The 21,885-nt window shown below is 41.2% G+C and carries 21 protein-coding genes and 1 riboswitch; of the genes, 5 read left to right on the top strand and 16 right to left on the bottom strand.

The features are described from left to right. Positions 1-49 precede the first annotated feature (49 nt). The 6 genes from recA to QM406_RS00585 form a co-directional block, all read right to left on the bottom strand. Positions 50-1,204, bottom strand: coding sequence for a recombinase RecA (gene recA / locus QM406_RS00610; RefSeq protein ID WP_315640339.1), 1,155 nt, complete (start codon positions 1,202-1,204; stop codon positions 50-52). 41 nt (positions 1,205-1,245) lie between these two features. Continuing rightward, positions 1,246-2,514 (bottom strand): competence/damage-inducible protein A, encoded by a 1,269-nt coding sequence (locus QM406_RS00605; RefSeq protein WP_371607900.1) that lies wholly within the window; start codon positions 2,512-2,514, stop codon positions 1,246-1,248. Positions 2,515-2,593: 79 nt separating this feature from the next. After that, on the bottom strand, positions 2,594-3,613 hold the full coding sequence (gene brpA, locus QM406_RS00600; RefSeq protein ID WP_153224558.1) for a biofilm formation/cell division transcriptional regulator BrpA: 1,020 nt from the start codon (positions 3,611-3,613) through the stop codon (positions 2,594-2,596). A 4-nt stretch (positions 3,614-3,617) separates the two neighbouring features. Next, positions 3,618-4,139, bottom strand: a complete 522-nt coding sequence (locus QM406_RS00595; RefSeq protein ID WP_153224559.1) for a GNAT family N-acetyltransferase — start codon at positions 4,137-4,139, stop codon at positions 3,618-3,620. Continuing rightward, on the bottom strand, positions 4,129-4,572 hold the full coding sequence (tsaE, locus tag QM406_RS00590; RefSeq protein WP_007555495.1) for a tRNA (adenosine(37)-N6)-threonylcarbamoyltransferase complex ATPase subunit type 1 TsaE: 444 nt from the start codon (positions 4,570-4,572) through the stop codon (positions 4,129-4,131). Before tsaE ends, QM406_RS00595 begins: the two co-directional genes overlap by 11 nt. 86 nt (positions 4,573-4,658) lie before the next feature. Continuing rightward, complete coding sequence (locus tag QM406_RS00585) at positions 4,659-6,080, bottom strand: NCS2 family permease (RefSeq protein ID WP_075232344.1); 1,422 nt, start codon at positions 6,078-6,080, stop codon at positions 4,659-4,661. A gap of 196 nt (positions 6,081-6,276) precedes the next feature. Between QM406_RS00585 and QM406_RS00580 the strand changes: the two genes are divergently transcribed. After that, positions 6,277-7,089: a Cof-type HAD-IIB family hydrolase gene (locus tag QM406_RS00580; RefSeq protein ID WP_414273109.1), complete on the top strand. Its 813-nt coding sequence runs from the start codon at positions 6,277-6,279 to the stop codon at positions 7,087-7,089. Between the two features lie 128 nt (positions 7,090-7,217). Here the strand turns inward: QM406_RS00580 and QM406_RS00575 are convergent, their stop codons facing one another. The 10 genes from QM406_RS00575 to uvrA form a co-directional block, all read right to left on the bottom strand. Then, positions 7,218-7,673: an SP_0198 family lipoprotein gene (locus tag QM406_RS00575; RefSeq protein WP_414273137.1), complete on the bottom strand. Its 456-nt coding sequence runs from the start codon at positions 7,671-7,673 to the stop codon at positions 7,218-7,220. A 76-nt stretch (positions 7,674-7,749) separates the two neighbouring features. Next, positions 7,750-8,988, bottom strand: coding sequence for a bifunctional folylpolyglutamate synthase/dihydrofolate synthase (locus tag QM406_RS00570; protein ID WP_414273108.1), 1,239 nt, complete (start codon positions 8,986-8,988; stop codon positions 7,750-7,752). 209 nt (positions 8,989-9,197) lie between these two features. Next, complete coding sequence (locus tag QM406_RS00565) at positions 9,198-9,503, bottom strand: DUF1292 domain-containing protein (RefSeq protein WP_000017624.1); 306 nt, start codon at positions 9,501-9,503, stop codon at positions 9,198-9,200. Positions 9,504-9,518: 15 nt separating this feature from the next. Then, on the bottom strand, positions 9,519-9,938 hold the full coding sequence (gene ruvX / locus QM406_RS00560) for a Holliday junction resolvase RuvX (RefSeq protein ID WP_414273107.1): 420 nt from the start codon (positions 9,936-9,938) through the stop codon (positions 9,519-9,521). Positions 9,939-9,941: 3 nt separating this feature from the next. After that, entirely contained in the window at positions 9,942-10,208 is a 267-nt protein-coding gene (locus QM406_RS00555; protein WP_000507060.1) for an IreB family regulatory phosphoprotein, read from the bottom strand. Positions 10,209-10,304: 96 nt separating this feature from the next. Then, the gene (locus tag QM406_RS00550; protein WP_414273106.1) at positions 10,305-10,877 is read right to left on the bottom strand and encodes an SP0191 family lipoprotein; all 573 of its coding nucleotides are present in this window, start codon (positions 10,875-10,877) and stop codon (positions 10,305-10,307) included. A gap of 66 nt (positions 10,878-10,943) precedes the next feature. Further along, a complete protein-coding gene (spx, locus tag QM406_RS00545) occupies positions 10,944-11,342 on the bottom strand; it encodes a transcriptional regulator Spx (protein WP_000591165.1) in 399 nt (132 codons plus the stop codon). A gap of 135 nt (positions 11,343-11,477) precedes the next feature. Next, positions 11,478-14,138, bottom strand: a complete 2,661-nt coding sequence (gene mgtA / locus QM406_RS00540; RefSeq protein ID WP_414273105.1) for a magnesium-translocating P-type ATPase — start codon at positions 14,136-14,138, stop codon at positions 11,478-11,480. Between the two features lie 190 nt (positions 14,139-14,328). Beyond that, positions 14,329-14,482, bottom strand: a riboswitch (M-box (ykoK) riboswitch). 53 nt (positions 14,483-14,535) lie between these two features. Continuing rightward, positions 14,536-15,597 carry a M24 family metallopeptidase gene (locus QM406_RS00535; protein WP_414273104.1) on the bottom strand — a complete coding sequence of 354 codons (1,062 nt, stop codon included), beginning with the start codon at positions 15,595-15,597 and terminating at the stop codon, positions 14,536-14,538. Beyond that, on the bottom strand, positions 15,590-18,421 hold the full coding sequence (uvrA, locus tag QM406_RS00530; protein WP_414273103.1) for an excinuclease ABC subunit UvrA: 2,832 nt from the start codon (positions 18,419-18,421) through the stop codon (positions 15,590-15,592). Before uvrA ends, QM406_RS00535 begins: the two co-directional genes overlap by 8 nt. Positions 18,422-18,563: 142 nt before the next feature. Here uvrA and QM406_RS00525 point away from each other — a divergent pair, with 142 nt between their 5' ends. The 4 genes from QM406_RS00525 to QM406_RS00510 all read left to right on the top strand — a co-directional run bounded on the left by QM406_RS00525 (position 18,564) and on the right by QM406_RS00510 (position 21,847). Next, complete coding sequence (locus QM406_RS00525) at positions 18,564-19,508, top strand: magnesium transporter CorA family protein (RefSeq protein WP_223140287.1); 945 nt, start codon at positions 18,564-18,566, stop codon at positions 19,506-19,508. Positions 19,509-19,520: 12 nt separating this feature from the next. Then, positions 19,521-20,195, top strand: coding sequence for a DUF1129 domain-containing protein (locus QM406_RS00520; RefSeq protein WP_006146142.1), 675 nt, complete (start codon positions 19,521-19,523; stop codon positions 20,193-20,195). Between the two features lie 199 nt (positions 20,196-20,394). Next, positions 20,395-20,658: a SemiSWEET family transporter gene (locus QM406_RS00515; protein WP_004250486.1), complete on the top strand. Its 264-nt coding sequence runs from the start codon at positions 20,395-20,397 to the stop codon at positions 20,656-20,658. A gap of 151 nt (positions 20,659-20,809) precedes the next feature. After that, positions 20,810-21,847, top strand: a complete 1,038-nt coding sequence (locus QM406_RS00510; RefSeq protein ID WP_414273102.1) for a S66 family peptidase — start codon at positions 20,810-20,812, stop codon at positions 21,845-21,847. The last annotated feature ends 38 nt before the right edge of the window (positions 21,848-21,885 follow it).

Genomic DNA, 21,885 nt, shown 5'->3' with positions numbered 1-21,885 from the left:
TATTCTCATATAGCAGAAAAAGTGGGGATTCCTCCGCCACTTTTACTTTTTAATCTTCAATTTCGATTTCAAGATCATCGCCAAGGTCAAGAGTCACTTCTTGATTAGTTACTTCTGATTCCACAGGTGCAACTTTTTCATCAGCTACTGCATCATCTTCAATCAAGCCAAACTTGACACGAACTTGGTGGTCAATTTCATCAAAGATTTCTGGGTGATCTGCCAAGTATTTCTTAGCATTTTCAGAACCTTGACCAATCTTTTCGTCTTTGTAAGAATACCATGCTCCTGCTTTCTTGATGATGTCAAGATCACTTGCAATCTTCAAAAGCTCCCCAGTTCTTGAAATTCCTTCACCATACATGATTTCAACAAAGGCTTCTTTAAATGGTGGAGCTACCTTATTTTTAACAACCTTAATCTTGGTTTCCTTACCTACGCTCGTATCTTTTTGGTCACCAGTTCCCTTGATTTGTGTGCTTCCACGAACATCCAAACGGACAGAAGCGTAGAATTTAAGGGCACGTCCACCAGGAGTTGTCTCTGGATTACCAAACATAACTCCTACTTTTTCACGCAATTGGTTAATGAAGATAGCAATTGTCTTAGTCTTATTAATAGAAGCTCCGAGTTTACGCATAGCCTGGCTCATCATACGAGCTTGAAGACCAACGTGGCTATCTCCGATATCTCCATCGATTTCTGCACGAGGTACAAGGGCAGCAACTGAGTCGATAACAACAAGGTCAACCGCACCTGAGTCAATCAATTTCCCAGCAATTTCAAGACCTTGCTCACCTGAATCTGGTTGTGACAAGAGCAATTCATCGATATTAACACCAAGCGCTGCTGCATAGGCTGGGTCAAGCGCGTGCTCCGCATCGATAAAGGCAGCAATTCCGCCTTCTTTTTGTGCTTGTGCTACAGCGTGAAGGGCTACTGTTGTCTTACCTGATGATTCTGGCCCGTAGATTTCAATGATACGTCCCTTTGGATAACCACCTGAACCAAGTGCAATATCAAGAGCCAAAGAACCTGAACTCATCACTTGGACCTTTTGCTCTGCACGTTCACCCAAGCGCATGATTGACCCCTTCCCAAAGTCTTTTTCAATCAATTTAAGGGCATCGTTTAGGGCTTTTTCACGATCAGCACCAAATTTTTTGCCAATTTCGTCTAATTTTTTTGTTGGTTTTTTCGCCATTTTATTCTCCTGTATTCTAATAGTCCTTAGACCTTCTTCTATTATAACAAATCTCCAGCACTTAATAAAGCTTTGCGAACTAGGTTAAAAGCATGTAAGACTGCAATTTCTCGCACATCTGCACGACTTCTACCTGCGATATTGGCCTGGATAACTTCTGTCCCCGAAGCTTGCGCCAAAGCGATAAAGACTGTACCTGCTGGTTGACCTTCTAGGCTATCTGGTCCAGCCACTCCTGTCAAACTAATGCCAAAATCTGACTGAGTCTTGATTCGCGCCTGTTCAGCCATTTTTTCAGCAGTAAAGGCTGAGACGACTCCGTGTTTTTCCAATTCAGCATTTGGAATATCAAGCATCTTAGCTTTTTCTTCAAGGCTATAGGTCACAAAACCACCTTTAAAGATAGCAGATACACCTGAGAAATCAGCCAAAGTAGCTTGAAAAAGACCTGCAGTCAAGCTTTCTGCTGCAGTGATAGTTTTCTTTTGCTTTTTCAACTCTTCTACTACCAGGCTAGCCAAACTGGTTTCTTCCCCATAGCCATAGCAAATTTCTCGAAGTGAAACACCCTCAAAGGTTTCTCTTTCAAGGATTTTTTGTTCTAAAGTATCTAGAACACGATCCGCTTCTTCTTGACTCTTAGCCTTGGTCGATAAGCGAAGCGTCACTTCCCCAGTTTTAGCATAAGGTGCCAAGGTTGGATCCGTCTGTTGGTCAATCAAATCTGATAGAATGGTCACTAGCTGGCTCTCACCAATCCCAAAGAAACGTAGCACACGTGAATAGAGCTTAGATCCTGTTGTCAATCTTGGAAGCAACTCATTTAAGACCATAGGTTTCAATTCACTTGGAGGTCCTGGTAGAACAACGTAGGTTACCCCAGCCACCTCGATCATACCACCGACTGCCAGTCCTGTTTCGTTTGGTAATGGAGTTGAACCTTGAACAATCTGAGCTTGGCGCTCGTTGTTAGGAGTACGAGCATAGTCTGGTCGATGAGCAAAAAAGTCATCTAGCTTAGCCTGAGCCTGAGGATCAAAAGTCAAGTCGCGTCCCAAAAATTGGGCCAAAGTTTGCTTGGTCAAATCATCTTCCGTCGGTCCCAAGCCACCTGTTAAAATGACTAGACTACTGCGATTCTGAGCAATTTCTAACAAGGATAAGAGACGAGCCTCGTTATCTCCTACAGCTGTCTGAAAATAGACATCTACACCGATTTCAGCCAATTTTTCAGACAAGAATTGCGCATTGGTATTGACAATCTGACCTGTCAAAATCTCTGTTCCAACAGCTATAATTTCTGCTTTCATTTTTTCCTCCTACTTACCTATTCGGATTTCTTTGAAAAAATCGCAGGATAATTCCTACGATTTGATGGATAGTTTCTTGTTATTCTGACTCCTCAGAAGATGGTGGCAAGTGGCCAAAAAGATTCTCGTACAAGACTATATTGGTCTCCAAATTCGTAACCTCTGGTTGTCCGAGCGAACGGCGTAAAAGATTTTGCATCTCTAGTATATGCTCACCAGAAACGATTTGGTAAGAAATCCCGTCAATCATTTCACCTTCACCACGTAATTGTTGGGTTTCGATATTTTTAAAGGAATCTTGATAACCCATCAACTGAGGAATGGTTGTCGTTGTAATCTCGATATTTGTCTGCATGTTGTCACTAAGAGCCTTCAGAATCTCTTGGTAGTGACTCACACTGTTCAAACTAAGAATTTTCTCGACAACCTTTTGAATCACTTCACGCTGGCGTTTTTGACGACCATAGTCCCCTTCAGGATCCTGATAACGCATGCGTGAATAAACAAGGGCTTCTTCACCATTGAGGGTTTGCTCACCGACTCCAATCGAAATCGTATTAAAAGGTTCCTGATCTTGAATAGAAATTGGGAAGCCGAGAGTGTTGTTGACTGTAATACCACCTACAGCATCAACCATTCTTTGAAGGCCATGCATATTGACCATCACATAACGGTCGATATGAATATTCATCATCTTTTGAATCGTTGAAATAGACAACTCTGCTCCGCCATCAGCATAGGCAGCATTGAGTTTCGCTTCTCTAACACTACCATCTGGTTGCTGGATTTGTGTGAGAATATCACGCTCCAAACTCATCATGACCGTCTTCTTAGTTTTAGGATTCACTGTCACTAAGATCATTGAATCACTATTCCCAGCCCATGGGTCTGTACGTTCAACATTTCCTGTATCCACGCCCATAAGCAAAATCGTCAGAGGTTCGGTCGCTTCAATGACCTTGGTTTCTTCACCGATTTTTTTATAGGTTTTAGCTAAAGTTTGCGTACTTTGCTGATAAATTGTATAGGCATAGGCACCTACACCTAGCACAGTCACAAGGACCAAACCCAAAAACATTCCAATTATTTTTTTTACCATACTCTTATTCGTCTATCAGTTGACCCATTAGGTAAACATCTAGAAACTCTCCTCCTTCTATACAAGCACCACGTTCCTGTAATCCTTCTATGATAAAGCCCATTTTTTCATACAGATGCACCGCGGCAAGATTTCTTTTTTGAACTGTCAATTGTAACCGTCGAATACTACCACTTGATTTGGCCCATTCAATAGTTTCTTCCATCAAGATACTACCGAGACCATTTCCCCAGTAAGCTTTTTTTATTCCTAAAAAAACATCTCCAATATGACTGACTCGCGGACGTTGATCAGCTGTTGTATTGATGATTCCTACTAACTCATCATTCAAAAAAGCGAGTAGGGTAATTTGATTATCCGACTGGGCCTGCTTATCCAAAAAATGTTGCATCTCAGACTCACTCATTGCAATCCCATTTTCATCCAGACTGGTAAAATTAGACTCTTGACCAATTTGATCTAAGAGAGCAATGACCGCTGAAGCATCCTGGATTTCCGCTTCACGGATTAAAAGATCATACTCCATCCGTCAATCCTTTCAAAAGTTCTGTCGCTCTTTGGCCATGAGCATGAAAGACGATTTCTCGGCCCTCATCTTTTTTAAGGATTTCTAACTCCAGATAATCTGATGGAAGATTTTCCCCCAATAGATGTCCCCACTCAATAACCGTTACACCTGAACCAAAAAGAAATTCATCCAAGTCGATAGAATCTGCATCCCCTTCAATACGATAAACATCTAAGTGATATAAGGGTAGACGTCCTTCATATTCTCTAACAATGGTATAAGTAGGACTCTTAATCATTTGATGAATGCCTAATCCCTTAGCCAGACCCTTTGTTAGCGTTGTTTTCCCAGCACCTAATTCACCAGTCAAAATCAACACATCATTTTTTTCTAACAAGTGCCCTAGCTTTTCCCCAAGTGCAACCAACTCATCTTCATTTTTTGTGTACATGTAATTATTATACCAAAAAGTTTTATTTTGTGATATTTCCATCAACAAAAAAAGAGGAGACTCCCCTCTTTTTTTAGTTTTTGTCATTAGTTAAGAGCCATACTGATGTAGTTCAAGATAAACAAGGCATCCAAAATCCAAATCATGACATGCACATCTTTCACTTGACCTTTGACAACCTTCGTCAAAGTATAAGTTAAGAAACCAACGGCAATCCCTTGTGTGATTGAGTAGCTGAATCCCATAAAGATAGATGTGAAGAAAGCTGGAACAGCTTCAGCCATATCATCCCAAGGGATATTTTTCAAGTTAGAAAGCATCATAATTCCGACAATGATCAAAATTGGTGCAGTTGCAGCTGTTGGAACAATTGCTAGAAGTGGGCTAAAGAAGCTTGATAGGGCAAAACAGATGGCAACAACCAAAGCTGTCAAACCAGTACGTCCACCAGCACCTATACCAGCTGCAGACTCAACATAAGTTGTAACGTTTGAAGTACCTGCAATAGCACCTACTGAAGTTGCCACCAAGTCAGAGTAAAGAGCCTTATCCAATTTAGCTGACTCATGGTTTTCACCACTTGTTGCAATGATACCAACTTTTTCACCAGTACCGATAAGAGTACCGATAGTATCAAAAATATCTGTCAATGAGAAAGCAAGAATGGCCATCAAGGTTTCTGGCAAACGAGAAGTGTTTGAAATCAGAGATCCCAATCCTTCTGAACCAAGAGCAGCACCAAACAAGGTTCCTAGGTCATTAACGGCTGATGAAAGATTATTGCTTGCAAAGTCAATCCCTGACACATTAACAAGACCAACCGCAATGGCAAGAACAGTCGTTGTTAAAATAGAAAGGATGATACCACCTTTGATCCCCTTAACAACGAAGAAGATAGTAATGGCAATACCTGCAAGAGCTACCAAGACAGCTGGAGTGTTGAAGTCTACCAATCCTGGAACAGCTGCTGAGTTTGCAGTAAGTGCTGCTTGAGCCTTATCTGCTCCTTCACCTGCTACTGTATAGGTACCTGGGTCAATCGAGAATTTCAAGAGACCAGCATTCTTAATCCCAACATAAGCAAGGAAAACCCCAATACCAGCTGAAATCGCTGAACGAAGAGTTGTAGGAATAGATTCGATGATCATTTTACGAACATTGGTCAATGTAATAATCAATGAAATAATCCCACAGATGAAGACCATTCCAAGAGCTTCTTGCCATTTATAACCCATCCCAAATACGACGGTAAATGTGAAGAAGGCATTTAGTCCCATACCTGGAGCTTGCGCATATGGCAAGTTAGCATAGAAGGCCATCATCAAAGTTCCCACAACAGAACCGATGATTGTTGCCAAGAATACACCTTGAACAGGCATTCCTGTTTGTGAAAGCATTTGAGGGTTTACAAAGAGAATATAACTCATTGCAAAGAAAGTTGTTAAACCAGCAAGAACCTCTGTACGGACGTCTGTCCCGTGCTCTTTTAGTTTAAATAGTTTGTCCATTTTTAATCTCCTTTGTCATTTTACGAACAATATGACTATTATACCATCAATCATTCATATTTTCAAGATGTTTTTACTGAATCATAAAAATCTTATCCGATACTTTTCTCCTTCTTTTTACTTATTATCAGCTTTTCTAGTCACTTTCTGATATAATAGAAAACATCTTATCTGAAACTAGATTCGGGAGGATTTTATGACTAAAAAAATGATTGCCGTCGATTTGGACGGTACCCTACTCAACTCTGAAAGCAAACTTTCTGACTTTACTATTGAAACGATTAAGAAAATCTCAAAAAAAGGCCACCAAGTTGTTATCGCAACTGGTCGCCCTTACCGTATGGCCAAAGATTTTTATGATCAACTTGAACTTGAAACCCCTATGATCAACTTCAACGGTTCACTCACTCATATGCCTGGTAAGGTTTGGGAGCATGAAAAATGCCTGACTGTTGATAAAAAATATCTCTTAGATATGGTTCAACGAAAAGAGAAGATTGAGGCAGACTTTATCGCAAGTGAATACCGTAAAAAGTTCTACATTACGGCTCCAGACAAGGAGATTGCCGACCCTAAATTATTTGGTGTTGAAAACTTTCGCCCTGAAAATCAATTCCAGTCTAACTTAGTCACCAAGGACCCTAACTGCATTTTATTGCAGACTCGTGCAAGTGACAAATATGCTCTTGCAGAAGAGATGAACAGCTTTTACAAGCACCAACTCAATATTAATACTTGGGGTGGTCCTTTGAACATTCTCGAATGTACTCCCAAAGGAGTTCACAAGGCCTTTGCCCTTGAATATCTTCTCACGGTCATGAATATAGACAAACAGAATTTGATTGCCTTTGGTGACGAACACAATGACCAAGAGATGCTTTCTTTTGCAGGTAAAGGCTATGCCATGAAAAATGCTAATCCTGCTCTGTTACCTTTCGCAGACGAGCAATTACCATTGACCAATGAAGAAGATGGCGTCGCTCAGTTTTTACAAGAACGATTTCTTTAATTTCACTCATTCTATACTTTTGTGGTAGACATTAGCTACCTTAAAAGTATGGAATTTTTTTGAGCTCAAAGTCAACGAAAAAGGATTTGAATCCGTCTTTTACAGATCCAAATCCCTACAAATGATGTCTATTTCTTTAAAACGATACGATCAGAAACGTCGCGGGCCATGTCATCGATAATAATCTGGTTCTCTTCTGCCACATAAATCTTGATATCGTCTCCAATAAAGACTCTCTGATTTTCTGGTTCGAAGGTCACCTTCTTAACCTCTTGATCTCCGTTCGCTTCAACTTCTGTCCACGTTCCGGTATTTCCAGTGACTATAAGAGTAATGCTATCTCCCTCGTCTTGGCCCTTGTAGGTCCCATCTATATTAGTAGTTGTGTCAGTCTTTGCACTAGTAGTAGAACTAGAAGCACTGGTTTCTGATACTTGACTAGTGCTCGCTTCAGAGCTAGTGCTTGCTTGGGATGAAGGTGTCGACTTAGTTGTTGACGAACAAGCAACTAAAAGACTAAGACTTGCTACAGTAGCAAGAGAAAGTGTAATTTTTTTAGTGACATAATGTCTCCTTTCTTTCAGGAGATAAAGGCAGAAAAACTGCAGAACTATTCTACTTATACTATATCAAATAAAAGAAACAAGGTCTATCAAGCAACTATGTTTTTATAAGGTAGGCACGAACTTCAGATATAAAATAGAGGGAACCTGTCACAAACAGTAAGTCTTTCTCCCCTGCAGACTTTTCAAAATCATCTATAAAGTCTCGATAGGAAGCAACTCTATGATATCCACTTAAATCCTGCTCCTCCAAAGAGCCTTGATAGTCGAAGCTCGTCACATAGAGAGCTGTATCAGGTAAATGATCTGTCAAATAAGTTAACATTCCGCTATAATCCTTACGCTTTAAAGCTCCAAAAAGGATTTGAAGGTGACAACCTTGCTGAATTTTTTGCTGGATAAATTCAACTAACCGCTCCAAGGCTGGTAGATTGTGGGCACCATCTAGATAAATGTGCTCCGTAACAGCTTCTAGACGCCCAGCCCAACTGGTTGTTTTCAGAGCACACCGGACAACTTCCTCATCGACCTTTTCACCTCTCTCTGTCATAAACAACAGAAATGCCTGCAAAGCCAAAGCAGCATTCTCCTCTTGATAAGCTCCTTCCAAACCCAGTTTTAGTCGGGTCAAATCCGCTAGAGAAGAAGAAAAATGTCCTGATTTGAAAGAAAAATCTCGGACAGCTTGGTAGAGAGTGACATCTAAATCTTCTGCTATCTTTTGACAAACGAGCTGGGCTTCAGGAGCTAAGTTTGCAATCACTGCTGCTCTTCCTTGCTTAAAAATTCCTGCTTTCTGTTCAGCGATTTCTTCCAGACTATTGCCCAAGGTCTCCTGGTGATCTAGGCCAATTGATGTAATAACTGCGATCTCTCCAGTAACCACATTGGTCGTGTCAAGCAAGCCACCAATTCCAACTTCTAATAGAACTAGATCCACCCCTTGTTCTTTAAAATAAAGCAAAGCAATCACGGTTAACAACTCAAAAAAAGATAGCTGGTCATGTGTTTCTAGAAGTCTTTGCTCCATTTCCTTAACTTGATTTGCCAAACGAATAAAGTCTGCGTCCGATATGGGTTGACCATTGATACAAATCCGATCATGAATGCTAACAATGTGAGGGGAAGTAAAGGTCCCCACCTTCTTACCATGAGAAACAAAGAGCTCTCTCATAAAGGCAATGGTTGAACCCTTTCCATTTGTCCCTGTCACATGGATAATAGGATAGGCTTGCTCAGGATTTCCCAGCAAGTTTACCGCACTCTGCATCCTCCCTAAACCTGATCTAAAATTCAAACCGATTCGACTATGAAGCCATTTTTCTACTTCAAACACGCTTAATCTCCTTAATCCTTAACAAAAAAGCGAAGATTCTCTTCGCTTTTTACTTCATTAGCTAGTATTTAATTCTAGTATGGGAGAAAAATGTCCCCCGGACGTTCCAACTCTCCCTAGTTTCTAGGAGTTGGGGTAAAAACGTTCCCCGGAATTACCAGTTCTCTCTTATTTCAAGGAACTGGGCTAAAAACATCCACTGGATGTTTTTACTCCTCCATAAAGCTGTTGAAGACTTCTTCAATCATGTTCCATTCATCTTCTGAATCTTCAGGGATTGGTTGCAATTCACCTTCTGTTCCATCTTCATTTTCGATGAATGAATAAGCTTGAATTTCAACTTCGCCGTTTTCATCTTCTTCTGCATTAACTGGTACAAGAAGGACATAGTTTTTACCAAATTCTTCTTTTCCATCAATAGTCAAAAGGATTTCAAATAAAGTTTCGTTTCCTTGCTCATCTACAAGTGTAATAAGTTCACGTTCTTCGTGATCGTGGTTGTGATCGTGTGACATAGTTTCTCCTCTGTCTTAAAATTTTCTATCTAAATAATTTTGCAAAATCAATTGAGCAGCTAATTTATCAATAACTTTTTTACGCTTATTGCGACTAATATCTGCTTGCTCAATCAACATACGCTCAGCAGCAACCGTAGTCAAGCGTTCATCTTGATAATCTACCGGTAAGCCAAAGAGCTCTACCAACTTCTCGCCATATGCCTGGCTAGCTTCCACCCGTGGGCCACTTGTGTTGTTCATGTTTTTAGGCAAACCAACAACAAAACGGTCTACTTTATAGGTTTCAACGAGTTCCTTGAGACGTTCAAAACCAAACTGACCTTGATCTTCATTGATTTGGATGATTTCAAGCCCTTGTGCCGTAAAACCTAACGGATCGCTAATCGCTACTCCTACCGTTTTGGAACCAACGTCCAATCCCATAATTCTCATAGATTATAGATCGACTCCTTGTCCTTTAAGGTAGTAGCGAACCAATTCTTCAACGATTTCATCTCGCTCATACTTACGGATTTGATTTCGTGCATTGTTATAACGAGGAACGTAAGCTGGGTCTCCACTGAGAACATAGCCCACGATCTGGTTAATAGGGTTATAGCCCTTTTCATTCAAAGAAGCATAGACATCTGTCAATGTTTCACTGATTTCTTTTTTATTGGAATCGTCCAATTTAAAACGTACGGTTTCTTCAGTAAATCCCATTCTAACACCCTCTTTCCTTAGAATAGTACTATTATAGCACATTCGCGGTCGTTCTACAAATCACACAGTCTGATTCTGCTGATTTTCTCTGACTTTTTACTGGACTGTTGCCCCATTTGCAACACGATTAGCAATATAGTCCTCTGGTTCGTTTTTCAATAGATTTTCCAGTCCAACATTCTTCAAGTATTCGTTTTCACTTGCTTTTTTAATATCCATCGTTTGGAAATCATAGCTAGTCTTGGTTTCCATTTCTTTCTCATTTAAAAGAGTCGTTTCAATGGTAAATCCTGAAATTTTTCGAGCCGCTTGAACAGACTCATCCTTATCCTCAGCTTCTTTTAGAGCTTTTTTAGCTTCATCTAATCCTCGCTCAGAAATATAAGTTTTTAAGTCTTCTGATACAGGACGTTTCTGCTGAATGGTCAAGCTTAAAAATTGATTGCCTTTGTAGGTAATGATTTGAGTTTGCTGAGCACCACTCTCATCAGCTGGCAAAACCAAGGTCTTGGTAACAACTGTATTCTTGCTTGCATTTTCTAATACGGGCAAGGTAGACTGTAGGGCTTCTTGAGAACTCTCAGTAGTTGAAGCTGCTGTTTCTTTTTTCTGACCACATCCAACGAGCAAAAATAGTGCTGCGAATGTTCCAATGACTAACTTTTTCATAAATCCTCACATGTTATCCAATTTAAATATTAGAGAAGGCCAGGAGTCGCTCCCAGCCTTGATGTTTTATAGAGCCGCACGTAAACGCGCTTCTGCATTTTCCACATTACGGACAGAGCGTGGCAAAAAGGCACGGATATCGTCTTCTTTATAACCGACTTGCAGGCGTTTCTCATCTACAAGAATCGGACTTTTCAAGATGCGAGGTGTTTCCATAATCAGGTTGAGCACTTCATTGACACTCAAATCTTCAATATCAACACCCAGAGCCTTTGCATAACGATTTTTCGATGATACGATACTTGCAATTCCATTATCTGTTTTTGTCAAAATATCAAGTAATTCTTCTCTCGTAATTCCTTCCTTACCGAGGTTTTGTTCTTTATAACTTAACTGGTGGGCATTGAGCCAGGTCTTAGCTTTTTTACAGCTAGTACAACTTGAGACTGTATAAATTTTGATCATGTACCTACCCCTTTCGCTACATGTTACTATCAGTTTAGACTATTATACCATAAAAAACATCGGACTTGCGACCTATTTTTAAAAAATTTTAACTTTTTTGGCAATTTTTGAACTTTTTTCTTGACAAAACACGAACTATAACCATTCTTTATATTTCTTAATGTAAAATTTCTTAATAACTGTGACGCTAAACATATACAAGAAAATAATACAGATTAAGAACAAGAAGTAAGGAAATCCTAAGGGTGCTAGACGAAGGATATTTACCAGTGGTCCATAAGGTAGGCTGGTTACGAAAAAGGCTGCAACCAAAGTCATCAAAATCACAAGCCAAGCTGGTCTGCTTTGTAGGAAAGGAACTTTTGCTGTACGAAGCATATGGATAACCATGGTTTGAGACCACATAGATTCGATGAACCATCCTGTTTGGAACAAGATAATAAACTGAAGGGCAGATTCAGATCCGTGAACATAGTGATGACCTGTTACCAATGGAACAATGATAAAGTAGAGGAAGATAAAGGTCAAAATATCAAAGACAGATGAGATTGGTCCCATCCAAACCATAAATCGCGTAATGGATTTTGCTTCCCATGTATGGGGTTGTTTAAGGAAGTCTTGATCCACATTATCAAATGGCAATGCCACACAAGACAAATCATAGACTAGGTTTAGGACGATGAGATGAACAGGGGCCATTGGCAGAAATGGCAAGAAGATACTCGCAACAAGGAGTGAGAAGATGTTCCCAAAGTTTGAACTAACTGTCATCTTGATGTACTTGGTCATGTTGGCGTAGACCTTACGGCCCTCAACAATACCAGTCTCAAGAACCATGAGATCCTTGTCTAGCAAAATAACATCCGCTGTTTCTTTGGCGATGTCTACTGCTGTATCTACAGAAATACCGACATCTGCCACCTTCATGGATGGAGCGTCATTAATACCGTCACCCATATAACCAACACCGTGACCATTTTTCTTTAACTGTAAAATGATACGAGCTTTTTGATCAGGAGACAATTTAGCAAATACTGTTACACTTTCAACCGCTTCTGCCAATTCTTGATCTGTCATTTGGTCAATGTCAGCCCCTAAGAGCATATGCTCAACGTCCAAACCAACCTTTTCACAAATGGCTTGGGTTACTTTTTCGTTATCCCCAGTTAAAATTTTTGTTTTGACACCATGCTCAAGCAGAGCTTGAATAGCGGGTGCTGCAGATGGTTTTGGCGGATCCAAGAAGGCAAGGTAACCCGTAAGGATCATGTCACTTTCATCAGTCACAGCATAGGCATAATCTTCACGTAGACCTGACTTGTAACCAACACCTAAAACACGCAAACCTTGACGGTTTAATTGACCAACTTCTGCCAATACTTCTTGGCGAATGTCTTCGGTTAGGGGAATGATTTCTCCGCGATATTCCACATGAGTCGAAATGGTCAACATTTCTTCTAAAGCGCCTTTGGTAACCATACTAACGACATTGCTATCGTCTTTGACGATGACACTCATGCGTCTGCGTTCAAAGTCAAAAGGCAGTTCATCAATCTTTTGGAAGATGTTATCCAAATCTTGTAGAATAGCGTGTTCTTTGGCTTCTTTTTCGGTTCTACTGATAATGGCACGGTCCATCAAGTTTTTCAAACCGGTTTGGAAATGTGAATTTAGATAAGCTCTTCTCAAGACGGCCATATCCAAATCACCATGGATATCCAAGGGGTATTCTAAGACAATCTCATCTTGCGTTAGAGTTCCAGTTTTATCTGTACATAGGATATCGATTGCTCCTAAGTCCTGGATAGCATTGAGTTTTTTGATGACCACCTTTTCCTTGGCCATGATAATGGAACCTTTGGCCAAGCTGGCTGTGATAATCATTGGAAGCATTTCTGGTGTAAGTCCGACACCCACGCTCAAGGCAAATACTCCAGCCTCTAGCCAGTCTCCATCGGTCAAACCATTTGCGAAAAATACGATCGGAACCATGACAAGCATCAAACGGATCAAGAGCCAAGAAATGCTGTTCATTTCACGTTCAAAAGAAGTTGGCTCATCATAGGTGTTGAGAGTTTGTTCGATGGCTCCCATCATGGTGTCATCCCCAACTGCCAGGACCATAGCTGTAGCACTTCCTGAGATAACGTTTGTCCCCATGAATGCCAAGGATTCTGCTTCTAAAAGACTCTCTACATTTTGACTTGTGGCTTTATTTAAAGCAAGCTTTTCAACTGCATCACTTTCTCCAGTCAAGCCTGACTGTTGAACGAAAAAGTCGCGGGATTCAAATAAGATGACATCTGCTGGAATCATATCTCCAGCACTCAATTTCACGAGATCTCCTACAACCAAGTCATCGATTGGTAACTCTTGTTCAAGACCATCACGAATAACAGTTGCTGTATTGACAATCATTTTTGAAAGATTGGTTGTTGCCTTGTCGCTCCGCAATTCTTGGACAAAACGGATACCTCCTGAAATCAAAACCAAGACAACGATAATGATAGAAGTCGTTGGATCCTCTTGACCAGGTTTGGCAAGCCAGACGTTTGTAACGAGAGAGATAAAGGCAATCACAAGCAAAATAATTGTGAAAGGATTGATAATGGACTCATAAATCTTTTTTAAGATGGAATCCTCTTGGCCCTTGGTGATGGTGTTTTCACCATATAGGTCACGGTTTTCTTCGACTTGTTCTTGGTCTAAGCCTTTTAGACTTGTATGGTAAAAAGCTAGACTATCTTTTAATGGAGTTTGAATAGCTACTGCTAGTCTTTCTTTTGTAGTTTTCATTGGTTTCTCCTATCTGTATGAATGGTGATTTCATACACAGGGACCAATCACTTTATAAGGACAGAACGACACAAATCAGCGATTGGGTGTGTATGTGCGGTTCTGGATGATCGTCAATTTGCATCGTTTGTCTCCTTTCTTTGTTCTAAAACAGCAGAAAATCCCACCATAAAATGGCAGGACTAAAACTTATGATCTGTTTTCGTTCAAGCTTTAACTCCATAGGGCGATGTAATGAGCTTAGTCTTGACCTTCGCGATCAGGACTGTTGACCAACGAGTAGTGTCTCCACTGCTTTGCGGTAGTCATCCGTATCCCTATGGTAGCCTCACCTACCGTTTTCGCCTTTCAGTATAAACCTTTAACTAGTAAAAGTCAACGATTTATCTCATTTTTCTTAGATTACGATTAATTCTTTTGGAGCAAGGGTTAATAATTCACAACCGGTATCTGTAATCAGGATATCATCTTCGATACGAACCCCATATTTACCTTCAATATAAATACCAGGTTCATCAGTCAAGACCATACCAGTTTTGATAACTTCTTTGGAAGTTTGGCTAAAGTACGGCTCTTCGTGAATATCAAGTCCAATCCCGTGCCCGATACCGTGTGTAAAGTATTGTCCATAGCCTGCTTCCACAATAATGTCACGAGGGATCTTGTCAAAGTCACGGAAACCTAAGCCGGCCTTAGCTTGGTCAATCAATGCTTGGTTAGCCTTTAAAACAGTGTTGTAGATTTCTGCTTGTTCGTCGCTGACATGGCCTAGGTAGATGGTACGAGTCATATCACTCACATAATGCTCGTAAAGACATCCAAAGTCCATAGTGATAGCTTCGCCTAGTTCTACTGGCTTGTGCATTGGGTGAGCATGGGGTTTAGAAGAGTTGATACCGCTCGCTAAGATTGTGTCAAAAGACAAACCTGCCGCTCCCAGCTCACGCATACGGAAATCAAGGAAGTTGGCAATTTCAATTTCAGTCTTCCCTGGCTTGATAAATTCAAGCGCATCGTGGAAAGCTTGATCTGATATTGAACAAGCCTTGCGAATAGTCGCAATCTCTATTTCATCCTTAATCATGCGAAGCGCTTCAACAAACTGTGTCTGAGGAATTAGTTCCAAACCTTCAAAGGCTGCCTGCATGCGGTGGTAATAAGAAACCGAGATTTCATCTTCAAAACCGATGCGAGAAAGCCCCATGTCTTTTGCAATCTTTGCAATAACAGCTAACTCATCGCGGTCTGCAAAAATCTCAAAACCAGTAACTTCCTGCTTAGCAGCGATAATATAGCGAGCATCTGTTACTAAAATTTGACGGTCACGACTGATAAAGACCGTTCCATTTGAACCCCAAAATCCTGTCAAATAGTAGACATTTTTGAGGTTGTTGATAATGATTCCATCTAATTCTTTTTCTTGCATTTTATCTAAAAATGCTTGCACACGTTTATTCATGATGTAACTTTCCTTTCAAATACTGTCCTGTATAGCTGGCTTCATTAGCAGCTACTTCTTCTGGTGTTCCTGTTGCGATAATGGTTCCGCCACCGACACCACCTTCTGGTCCTAGGTCGATGATATGGTCTGCTGTTTTGATGACATCCAGATTGTGCTCAATCACGAGAACTGTATTGCCATCATCGACAAAGCGAGACAAAACGGTGAGTAATCGAGCGATGTCCTCAGTATGCAAACCAGTTGTCGGCTCATCTAAAATGTAGAAGGACTTCCCTGTCGAGCGCTTGTGGAGTTCGCTAGCCAACTTCATACGCTGCGCTTCTCCTCCAGAAAGTGTCGTGGCTGGTTGTCCCAAGGTCACATAACCTAGACCAACATCTTTGATAGTCTGGAGTTTGCGTTGAATTTTCGGAATGTGTTTGAAAAATTCCACCGCATCGTTGACGGTCATATCCAAGACTTGCGAGATATTCTTTTCCTTGTAGTGAACTTCCAGCGTTTCACTGTTGTAGCGGGTTCCATGACAGACTTCACAAGCCACGTAAACATCTGGCAGGAAGTGCATTTCAATCTTGATAATCCCATCGCCTGAACAGGCTTCACAACGACCGCCCTTAACATTGAAACTGAAACGACCCTTTTTGTAACCACGGATCTTGGCTTCATTTGTCTGAGCAAAGAGGTCTCGGATGTCATCGAAAACACCCGTGTAGGTAGCAGGGTTAGACCTCGGCGTTCGTCCGATTGGACTCTGGTCAATATCAATCAGGCGATCGACATGCTCAGTCCCTGTAATCGTTTTAAACTTACCAGGTTTGTCTGAATTGCGATTGAGCTTTTGAGCAATGGCTTTTTTAAGAATACTGTTAATGAGGGTCGATTTCCCTGAGCCCGACACCCCTGTCACTGCGATGAATTTTCCTAGTGGGAAGCGAGCTGTGACATTTTGCAGGTTGTTCTCACGCGCTCCTGTAACCTCAATAAAACGACCATTCCCCACACGGCGCTCTTCTGGTACTGGAATGGCACGTTTGCCTGACAAGTACTGACCTGTGATGGATTTACTGTTGCGAGCCACCTGCTTAGGCGTTCCTGCTGCTACAATCTCTCCACCAAAGACCCCTGCACCAGGACCAACATCAATCAAATAATCCGCCTCTCGCATGGTATCTTCATCATGTTCTACTACGATCAAGGTGTTCCCCAAATCACGCATCTTTTTCAGACTGGCAATCAGACGGTCATTGTCCCTCTGGTGAAGACCGATTGACGGCTCGTCTAGGATATAAAGCACTCCTGAGAGATTGGAACCAATCTGAGTCGCCAAGCGAATACGTTGGCTCTCCCCACCTGATAATGTTCCTGCAGAACGAGAAAGGGTCAGATAGTTGAGACCGACATTATTGAGGAAGGTCAAGCGGTCCTTGATTTCCTTAAGAATCGGACGAGCAATAATGGCTTCATTTTTTGATAGGGTCAACTGATCAATAGCTTCCAAATGGTCTGCGATGGAGAGGTCTGAAATTTCTCCGATATGAGGTCCTTTCTCTCCTCCTACACGAACAGATAAGGCCTGGTCATTAAGACGATAACCATGACAAGTACCACAGGTTAGCTCATTCATATAAAGGCGCATCTGTGTGCGGGTGTAGTCGCTATTGGTTTCATGGTAGCGCCGCTTGATATTATTGACAACTCCTTCAAAAGGAATGTCAATGTCGCGAACTCCACCAAATTCATTTTCATAGTGGAAATGGAATTCTTTACCATCTGAACCATAGAAAATGAGATGCTTGTCCTCCTCGGACAAGGCCTCAAAAGGAGTATCCATGTCCACTCCAAAGGCTGTCATGGCTTGTTCCAGCATGTTTGGATAATAGTTAGAAGAGATAGGATTCCAGGGTGCTAAGGCTCCCTCACCAAGGGTTTTACTAGCATCTGGTACTACTAAGTCCGTATCAACCTCCAGTTTGATCCCCAAACCATCACACTCATTACAAGAGCCAAAAGGTGCATTGAAGGAGAAGAGACGAGGTTCTAGCTCTGGAACTGTAAAACCACATACTGGACAGGCATAGTGTTCTGAAAAGAGCAACTCTGAATCATCCATAGTATCGATAACTACATAACCTTCAGCAATACGGAGGGCGGCTTCGATGGAGTCAAAGAGACGACTACGGATACCCTCTTTGATGATAATACGGTCTACCACCACATCGATGTTGTGTTGCTTATTCTTTTCAAGTTCAGGAACTTCAGTCACATCGTAGACAACCCCATCGACACGGACACGAACGTAGCCATCCTTTTGAATCTTTTCAATCAGCGTTTTGTGTTGCCCTTTTTTCTTACGGATAACAGGCGCTAGGATCTGCAAGCGCTGGCGTTCTGGCAATTCCAAAACCTTGTCTACAATCTGCTCTACAGACGAAGCCTTGATAGCCCCATGCCCATTGATACAGTAGGGTATTCCTACACGAGCATAAAGGAGACGTAGGTAGTCGTTGATTTCAGTCGTGGTTCCTACAGTTGAGCGAGGGTTTTTACTAGTCGTTTTCTGGTCAATGGAAATGGCGGGACTAAGACCATCGATAGAGTCCACATCTGGTTTCTCCATATTTCCTAAGAACTGACGAGCGTAGGCTGATAGACTCTCTACATAGCGGCGTTGCCCTTCTGCATAAAGAGTATCAAAGGCAAGACTGGATTTGCCCGAACCCGACAACCCCGTCACCACAACTAGCTTGTCTCGTGGAATTTCCACGTCAATATTTTTTAAATTATGGGCGCGTGCCCCATGGATGACAATCTTATCTTGCATGTTACTTCTTTCTAGTCCATTGTTGCTTTCCATTATACCAAAAAAAGTGAAATTCTATTACCAAAAAAGCCGATTTTGTAGTATAATAGTACGGTGCTAAAAATCACTTAAACACAGAATAGATTAGGAAAGGATAGGAGATATGAAACAAGTCTTTCTCTCAACTACAACTGAATTTAAAGAGATTGATACGCTCCAGCCAGGTACTTGGATCAATCTCGTCAATCCTACACAAAGCGAATCGATGGAAATCGCCTCAGCCTTTGATATTGATATCGCAGACCTCCGTGCACCGCTCGATGCGGAAGAGATGTCTCGTATCACCATCGAAGATGAGTACACCTTGATTATCGTAGACGTCCCAATCACAGAGGAAAGAAATAACCAGACCTACTATGTGACTATTCCCTTGGGGATTATCATTACAGAAGAAGCTATCATTACCACTTGTTTGGAGCCTCTCCCACTTCTTGATGTCTTTATCAATCGTAGGCTTCGAAATTTCTATACCTTCATGCGTTCGCGCTTCATCTTCCAAATCCTATACCGCAATGCGGAGATTTACCTAACTGCCCTCCGTTCGATTGAACGTAAGAGTGAGCAGATTGAGAGTCAACTTCACAAATCTACTCGAAACGAAGAATTGATCGAACTCATGGAGTTGGAAAAGACCATCGTCTACTTCAAAGCTTCTCTGAAGACAAATGAGCGCGTGATTAAAAAATTGACCAGCGCAACTAGCAATATCAAGAAATACCTTGAAGATGAAGACTTACTGGAAGATACCTTGATTGAAACGCAACAGGCCATCGAGATGGCGGATATCTATGGAAACGTCCTTCACTCTATGACAGAGACCTTTGCCTCTATCATTTCAAACAACCAGAACAATATCATGAAAACCTTGGCCCTCGTGACCATCGTTATGTCTGTGCCGACCATGATTTTCTCAGCCTACGGAATGAACTTTAAGGATAATGAAATTCCTTTAAACGGAGAACCGCACGCTTTCTGGCTCATCGTCTTCATCGCCTTTGCTATGAGTGTTTCCCTCACTCTTTACCTCATCCATAAAAAATGGTTCTAAACAGGAGTTATTATGTCACAGATTGATTTAAAAGAATTAACCAAGAAAAACCAAGAATTTATCCACATTGCAACCCAGCAATTTCTAAAGGATGGAAAAACTGACGCTGAAATCAAGGCCATCCTTGAAGAAGTCATTCCTCATATCCTTGAAGAACAACCAAAAGGGGTGACAGCTCGTTCTATCTACGGAGCACCAACTCACTGGGCTCACAGCTTCAGCGAAAAAGAGCAATATGAAAAAGAACATCCAAAAGAAAACGACGATCCAAAATTGATGATGTTGGATTCAGCCCTTTTCATTACAGGACTGTTTGCAGTGGTTAGCGCCTTGATGAGCTTCTTCTCAAACCAACCCGTGGCCTACGGATTGGTAACACTTATCAGTGTAGGAGCCTTTGGTGGAGTTGCCTTTTACCTTCTCTATCACTTTATCTACCGCTACTACGGACCAGATACTGACCGTAGCCAACGTCCTCCATTCTGGAAATCACTTTTGGTCATGTTAGCGACTATGTTTGCTTGGGTCTTCATCCTCTTCTTGAGTAACTTCCTTCCACAAGCCATCAACATTAGTCTCCCACCACTTGTTTTGTTGGTGATTGGAGGAGCTCTCCTTGCCCTACGTTTCTACCTCAAAAAACGTTTCAACATCAAGAGTGCAAGTGCAGGACCTGCTAGATATTAAGATAAACAATAAAAGTAGTGTGTTTTGTAGACAGACTACTTTTTTGTAGTTCCAAATCATTTTTTGATTCTCCAAAGAAAAGTAGCCACATTTTCTAATAACATTCTAATGTAAAGTCTTCCCTTAGAATCCCAAGGTTTTACCCTTGAATCCAAGCTGTTTTTCTGTTATACTAATAAAGCAATAAGGAGAAATATATATGACTAAACAGAGAATTAATCAAATTGTCGGTTCAATTGGTGCCTTTATCGGGATTATTGTATTTATAGCCTACATCCCCCAAATTTTTGCCAATTTACAAGGGAACAAAGCTCAACCATTCCAACCTTTATCAGCAGCTGTTTCTTGCTTAATCTGGGTCATTTATGGATGGACAAAAGAGCCTAAGAAAGACTGGATTCTAATCATTCCAAACTCGGCTGGGGTTATCCTTGGCGGACTGACCTTCCTTACTGCTCTATAAGAATGCAACTACTATAAAAAGCAACCACATCGAGCGGTTGCTTTTTTGCTTACTTTCGTGATCTAAAAGCCTTTTTCTGATTCTAATTCTTGTTGTTTCCCCTCTTCTTTTGTGATACAATAGCATCAATTTATTTCTAGGAGGATAAAATATGATTTCTACTATTGGTATTGTTAGTTTGTCTAGTGGCATTATCGGAGAAGACTTTGTCAAACACGAAGTCGACTTGGGTGTCCAACGTCTCAAGGACCTGAGACTCAATCCTATCTTTTTACCCCATTCGTTAAAAGGCTTAGACTTTATCAAGGACCATCCTGAAGCGCGTGCAGAGGATTTGATTCAGGCCTTTTCTGATAATAGCATCGACATGGTCCTATGCGCCATCGGTGGAGACGATACCTATCGTTTATTACCCTATCTTTTTGAAAATGACCAACTAGAAAAAGTTATCAAACAAAAGATTTTTCTTGGCTTCTCGGATACGACCATGAACCATCTCATGTTGCATAAACTAGGAATCAAGACTTTTTACGGCCAATCATTTCTAGCAGACATTTGTGAATTAGACAAGGAAATGCTTGACTATAGCCTTCACTACTTTAAAGAATTGATTGAGACTGGAAGAATATCAGAAATCCGCCCTAGTGACATTTGGTATGAGGAACGAACTGATTTTAGTCCCAAGGCTCTGGGAACATCTCGTATTAGTCATGCAAATACCGGCTTTGACTTGTTGCAAGGAAATGCCCAATTCGAAGGGGAAATCCTCGGTGGTTGCCTCGAATCTCTCTACGATATCTTTAACAACTCTCGATACGCAGACAGCACGGAGCTCTGCCAAAAGTACAAACTCTTCCCTGACTTATGTGACTGGGAAGGAAAGATTCTCTTGTTAGAAACAAGCGAAGAAAAGCCTGAGCCTGATGACTTCAAAAATATGTTGCGGACTTTGAAGGACACTGGTCTATTCGAGGTTATCAGTGGACTCTTTGTCGGGAAACCTATGGATGAAACTTTCTATGACGACTATAAAGAAGCACTATTGGATATCATTGATAGCAATATCCCAATTGTCTATAATTTGAATGTTGGTCATGCCGCACCAAGAGCCATTGTGCCCTTTGGCGTCCATGCTTATGTGGATGCAAAGAAACAAGTCATTCGCTTTGACTATAATAAAAAAAGCTGAGATGAATGCCTCAGCTTTTTTCTATACTTTCAGATGTT

Source organism: Streptococcus infantis (assembly GCF_047465035.1).
In the GTDB taxonomy this organism is placed as follows: domain Bacteria; phylum Bacillota; class Bacilli; order Lactobacillales; family Streptococcaceae; genus Streptococcus; species Streptococcus infantis_T.
The sequence above is the reverse complement of the archived record's forward strand: the minus strand, read 5'-3'. Positions and strand labels throughout refer to the sequence as shown.

Coding starts and splice junctions, on each gene's coding strand:
- recA (WP_315640339.1), bottom strand. CDS start 1,204: ATGGCGAAAAAACCAACAAAAAAATTAGACGAAATTGGCAAAAAATTT.
- QM406_RS00605 (WP_371607900.1), bottom strand. CDS start 2,514: ATGAAAGCAGAAATTATAGCTGTTGGAACAGAGATTTTGACAGGTCAG.
- brpA (WP_153224558.1), bottom strand. CDS start 3,613: ATGGTAAAAAAAATAATTGGAATGTTTTTGGGTTTGGTCCTTGTGACT.
- QM406_RS00595 (WP_153224559.1), bottom strand. CDS start 4,139: ATGGAGTATGATCTTTTAATCCGTGAAGCGGAAATCCAGGATGCTTCA.
- tsaE (WP_007555495.1), bottom strand. CDS start 4,572: ATGTACACAAAAAATGAAGATGAGTTGGTTGCACTTGGGGAAAAGCTA.
- QM406_RS00585 (WP_075232344.1), bottom strand. CDS start 6,080: ATGGACAAACTATTTAAACTAAAAGAGCACGGGACAGACGTCCGTACA.
- QM406_RS00580 (WP_414273109.1), top strand. CDS start 6,277: ATGACTAAAAAAATGATTGCCGTCGATTTGGACGGTACCCTACTCAAC.
- QM406_RS00565 (WP_000017624.1), bottom strand. CDS start 9,503: ATGTCACACGATCACAACCACGATCACGAAGAACGTGAACTTATTACA.
- ruvX (WP_414273107.1), bottom strand. CDS start 9,938: ATGAGAATTATGGGATTGGACGTTGGTTCCAAAACGGTAGGAGTAGCG.
- QM406_RS00555 (WP_000507060.1), bottom strand. CDS start 10,208: ATGGGATTTACTGAAGAAACCGTACGTTTTAAATTGGACGATTCCAAT.
- QM406_RS00550 (WP_414273106.1), bottom strand. CDS start 10,877: ATGAAAAAGTTAGTCATTGGAACATTCGCAGCACTATTTTTGCTCGTT.
- spx (WP_000591165.1), bottom strand. CDS start 11,342: ATGATCAAAATTTATACAGTCTCAAGTTGTACTAGCTGTAAAAAAGCT.
- mgtA (WP_414273105.1), bottom strand. CDS start 14,138: ATGAAAACTACAAAAGAAAGACTAGCAGTAGCTATTCAAACTCCATTA.
- QM406_RS00535 (WP_414273104.1), bottom strand. CDS start 15,597: ATGAATAAACGTGTGCAAGCATTTTTAGATAAAATGCAAGAAAAAGAA.
- uvrA (WP_414273103.1), bottom strand. CDS start 18,421: ATGCAAGATAAGATTGTCATCCATGGGGCACGCGCCCATAATTTAAAA.
- QM406_RS00525 (WP_223140287.1), top strand. CDS start 18,564: ATGAAACAAGTCTTTCTCTCAACTACAACTGAATTTAAAGAGATTGAT.
- QM406_RS00520 (WP_006146142.1), top strand. CDS start 19,521: ATGTCACAGATTGATTTAAAAGAATTAACCAAGAAAAACCAAGAATTT.
- QM406_RS00515 (WP_004250486.1), top strand. CDS start 20,395: ATGACTAAACAGAGAATTAATCAAATTGTCGGTTCAATTGGTGCCTTT.
- QM406_RS00510 (WP_414273102.1), top strand. CDS start 20,810: ATGATTTCTACTATTGGTATTGTTAGTTTGTCTAGTGGCATTATCGGA.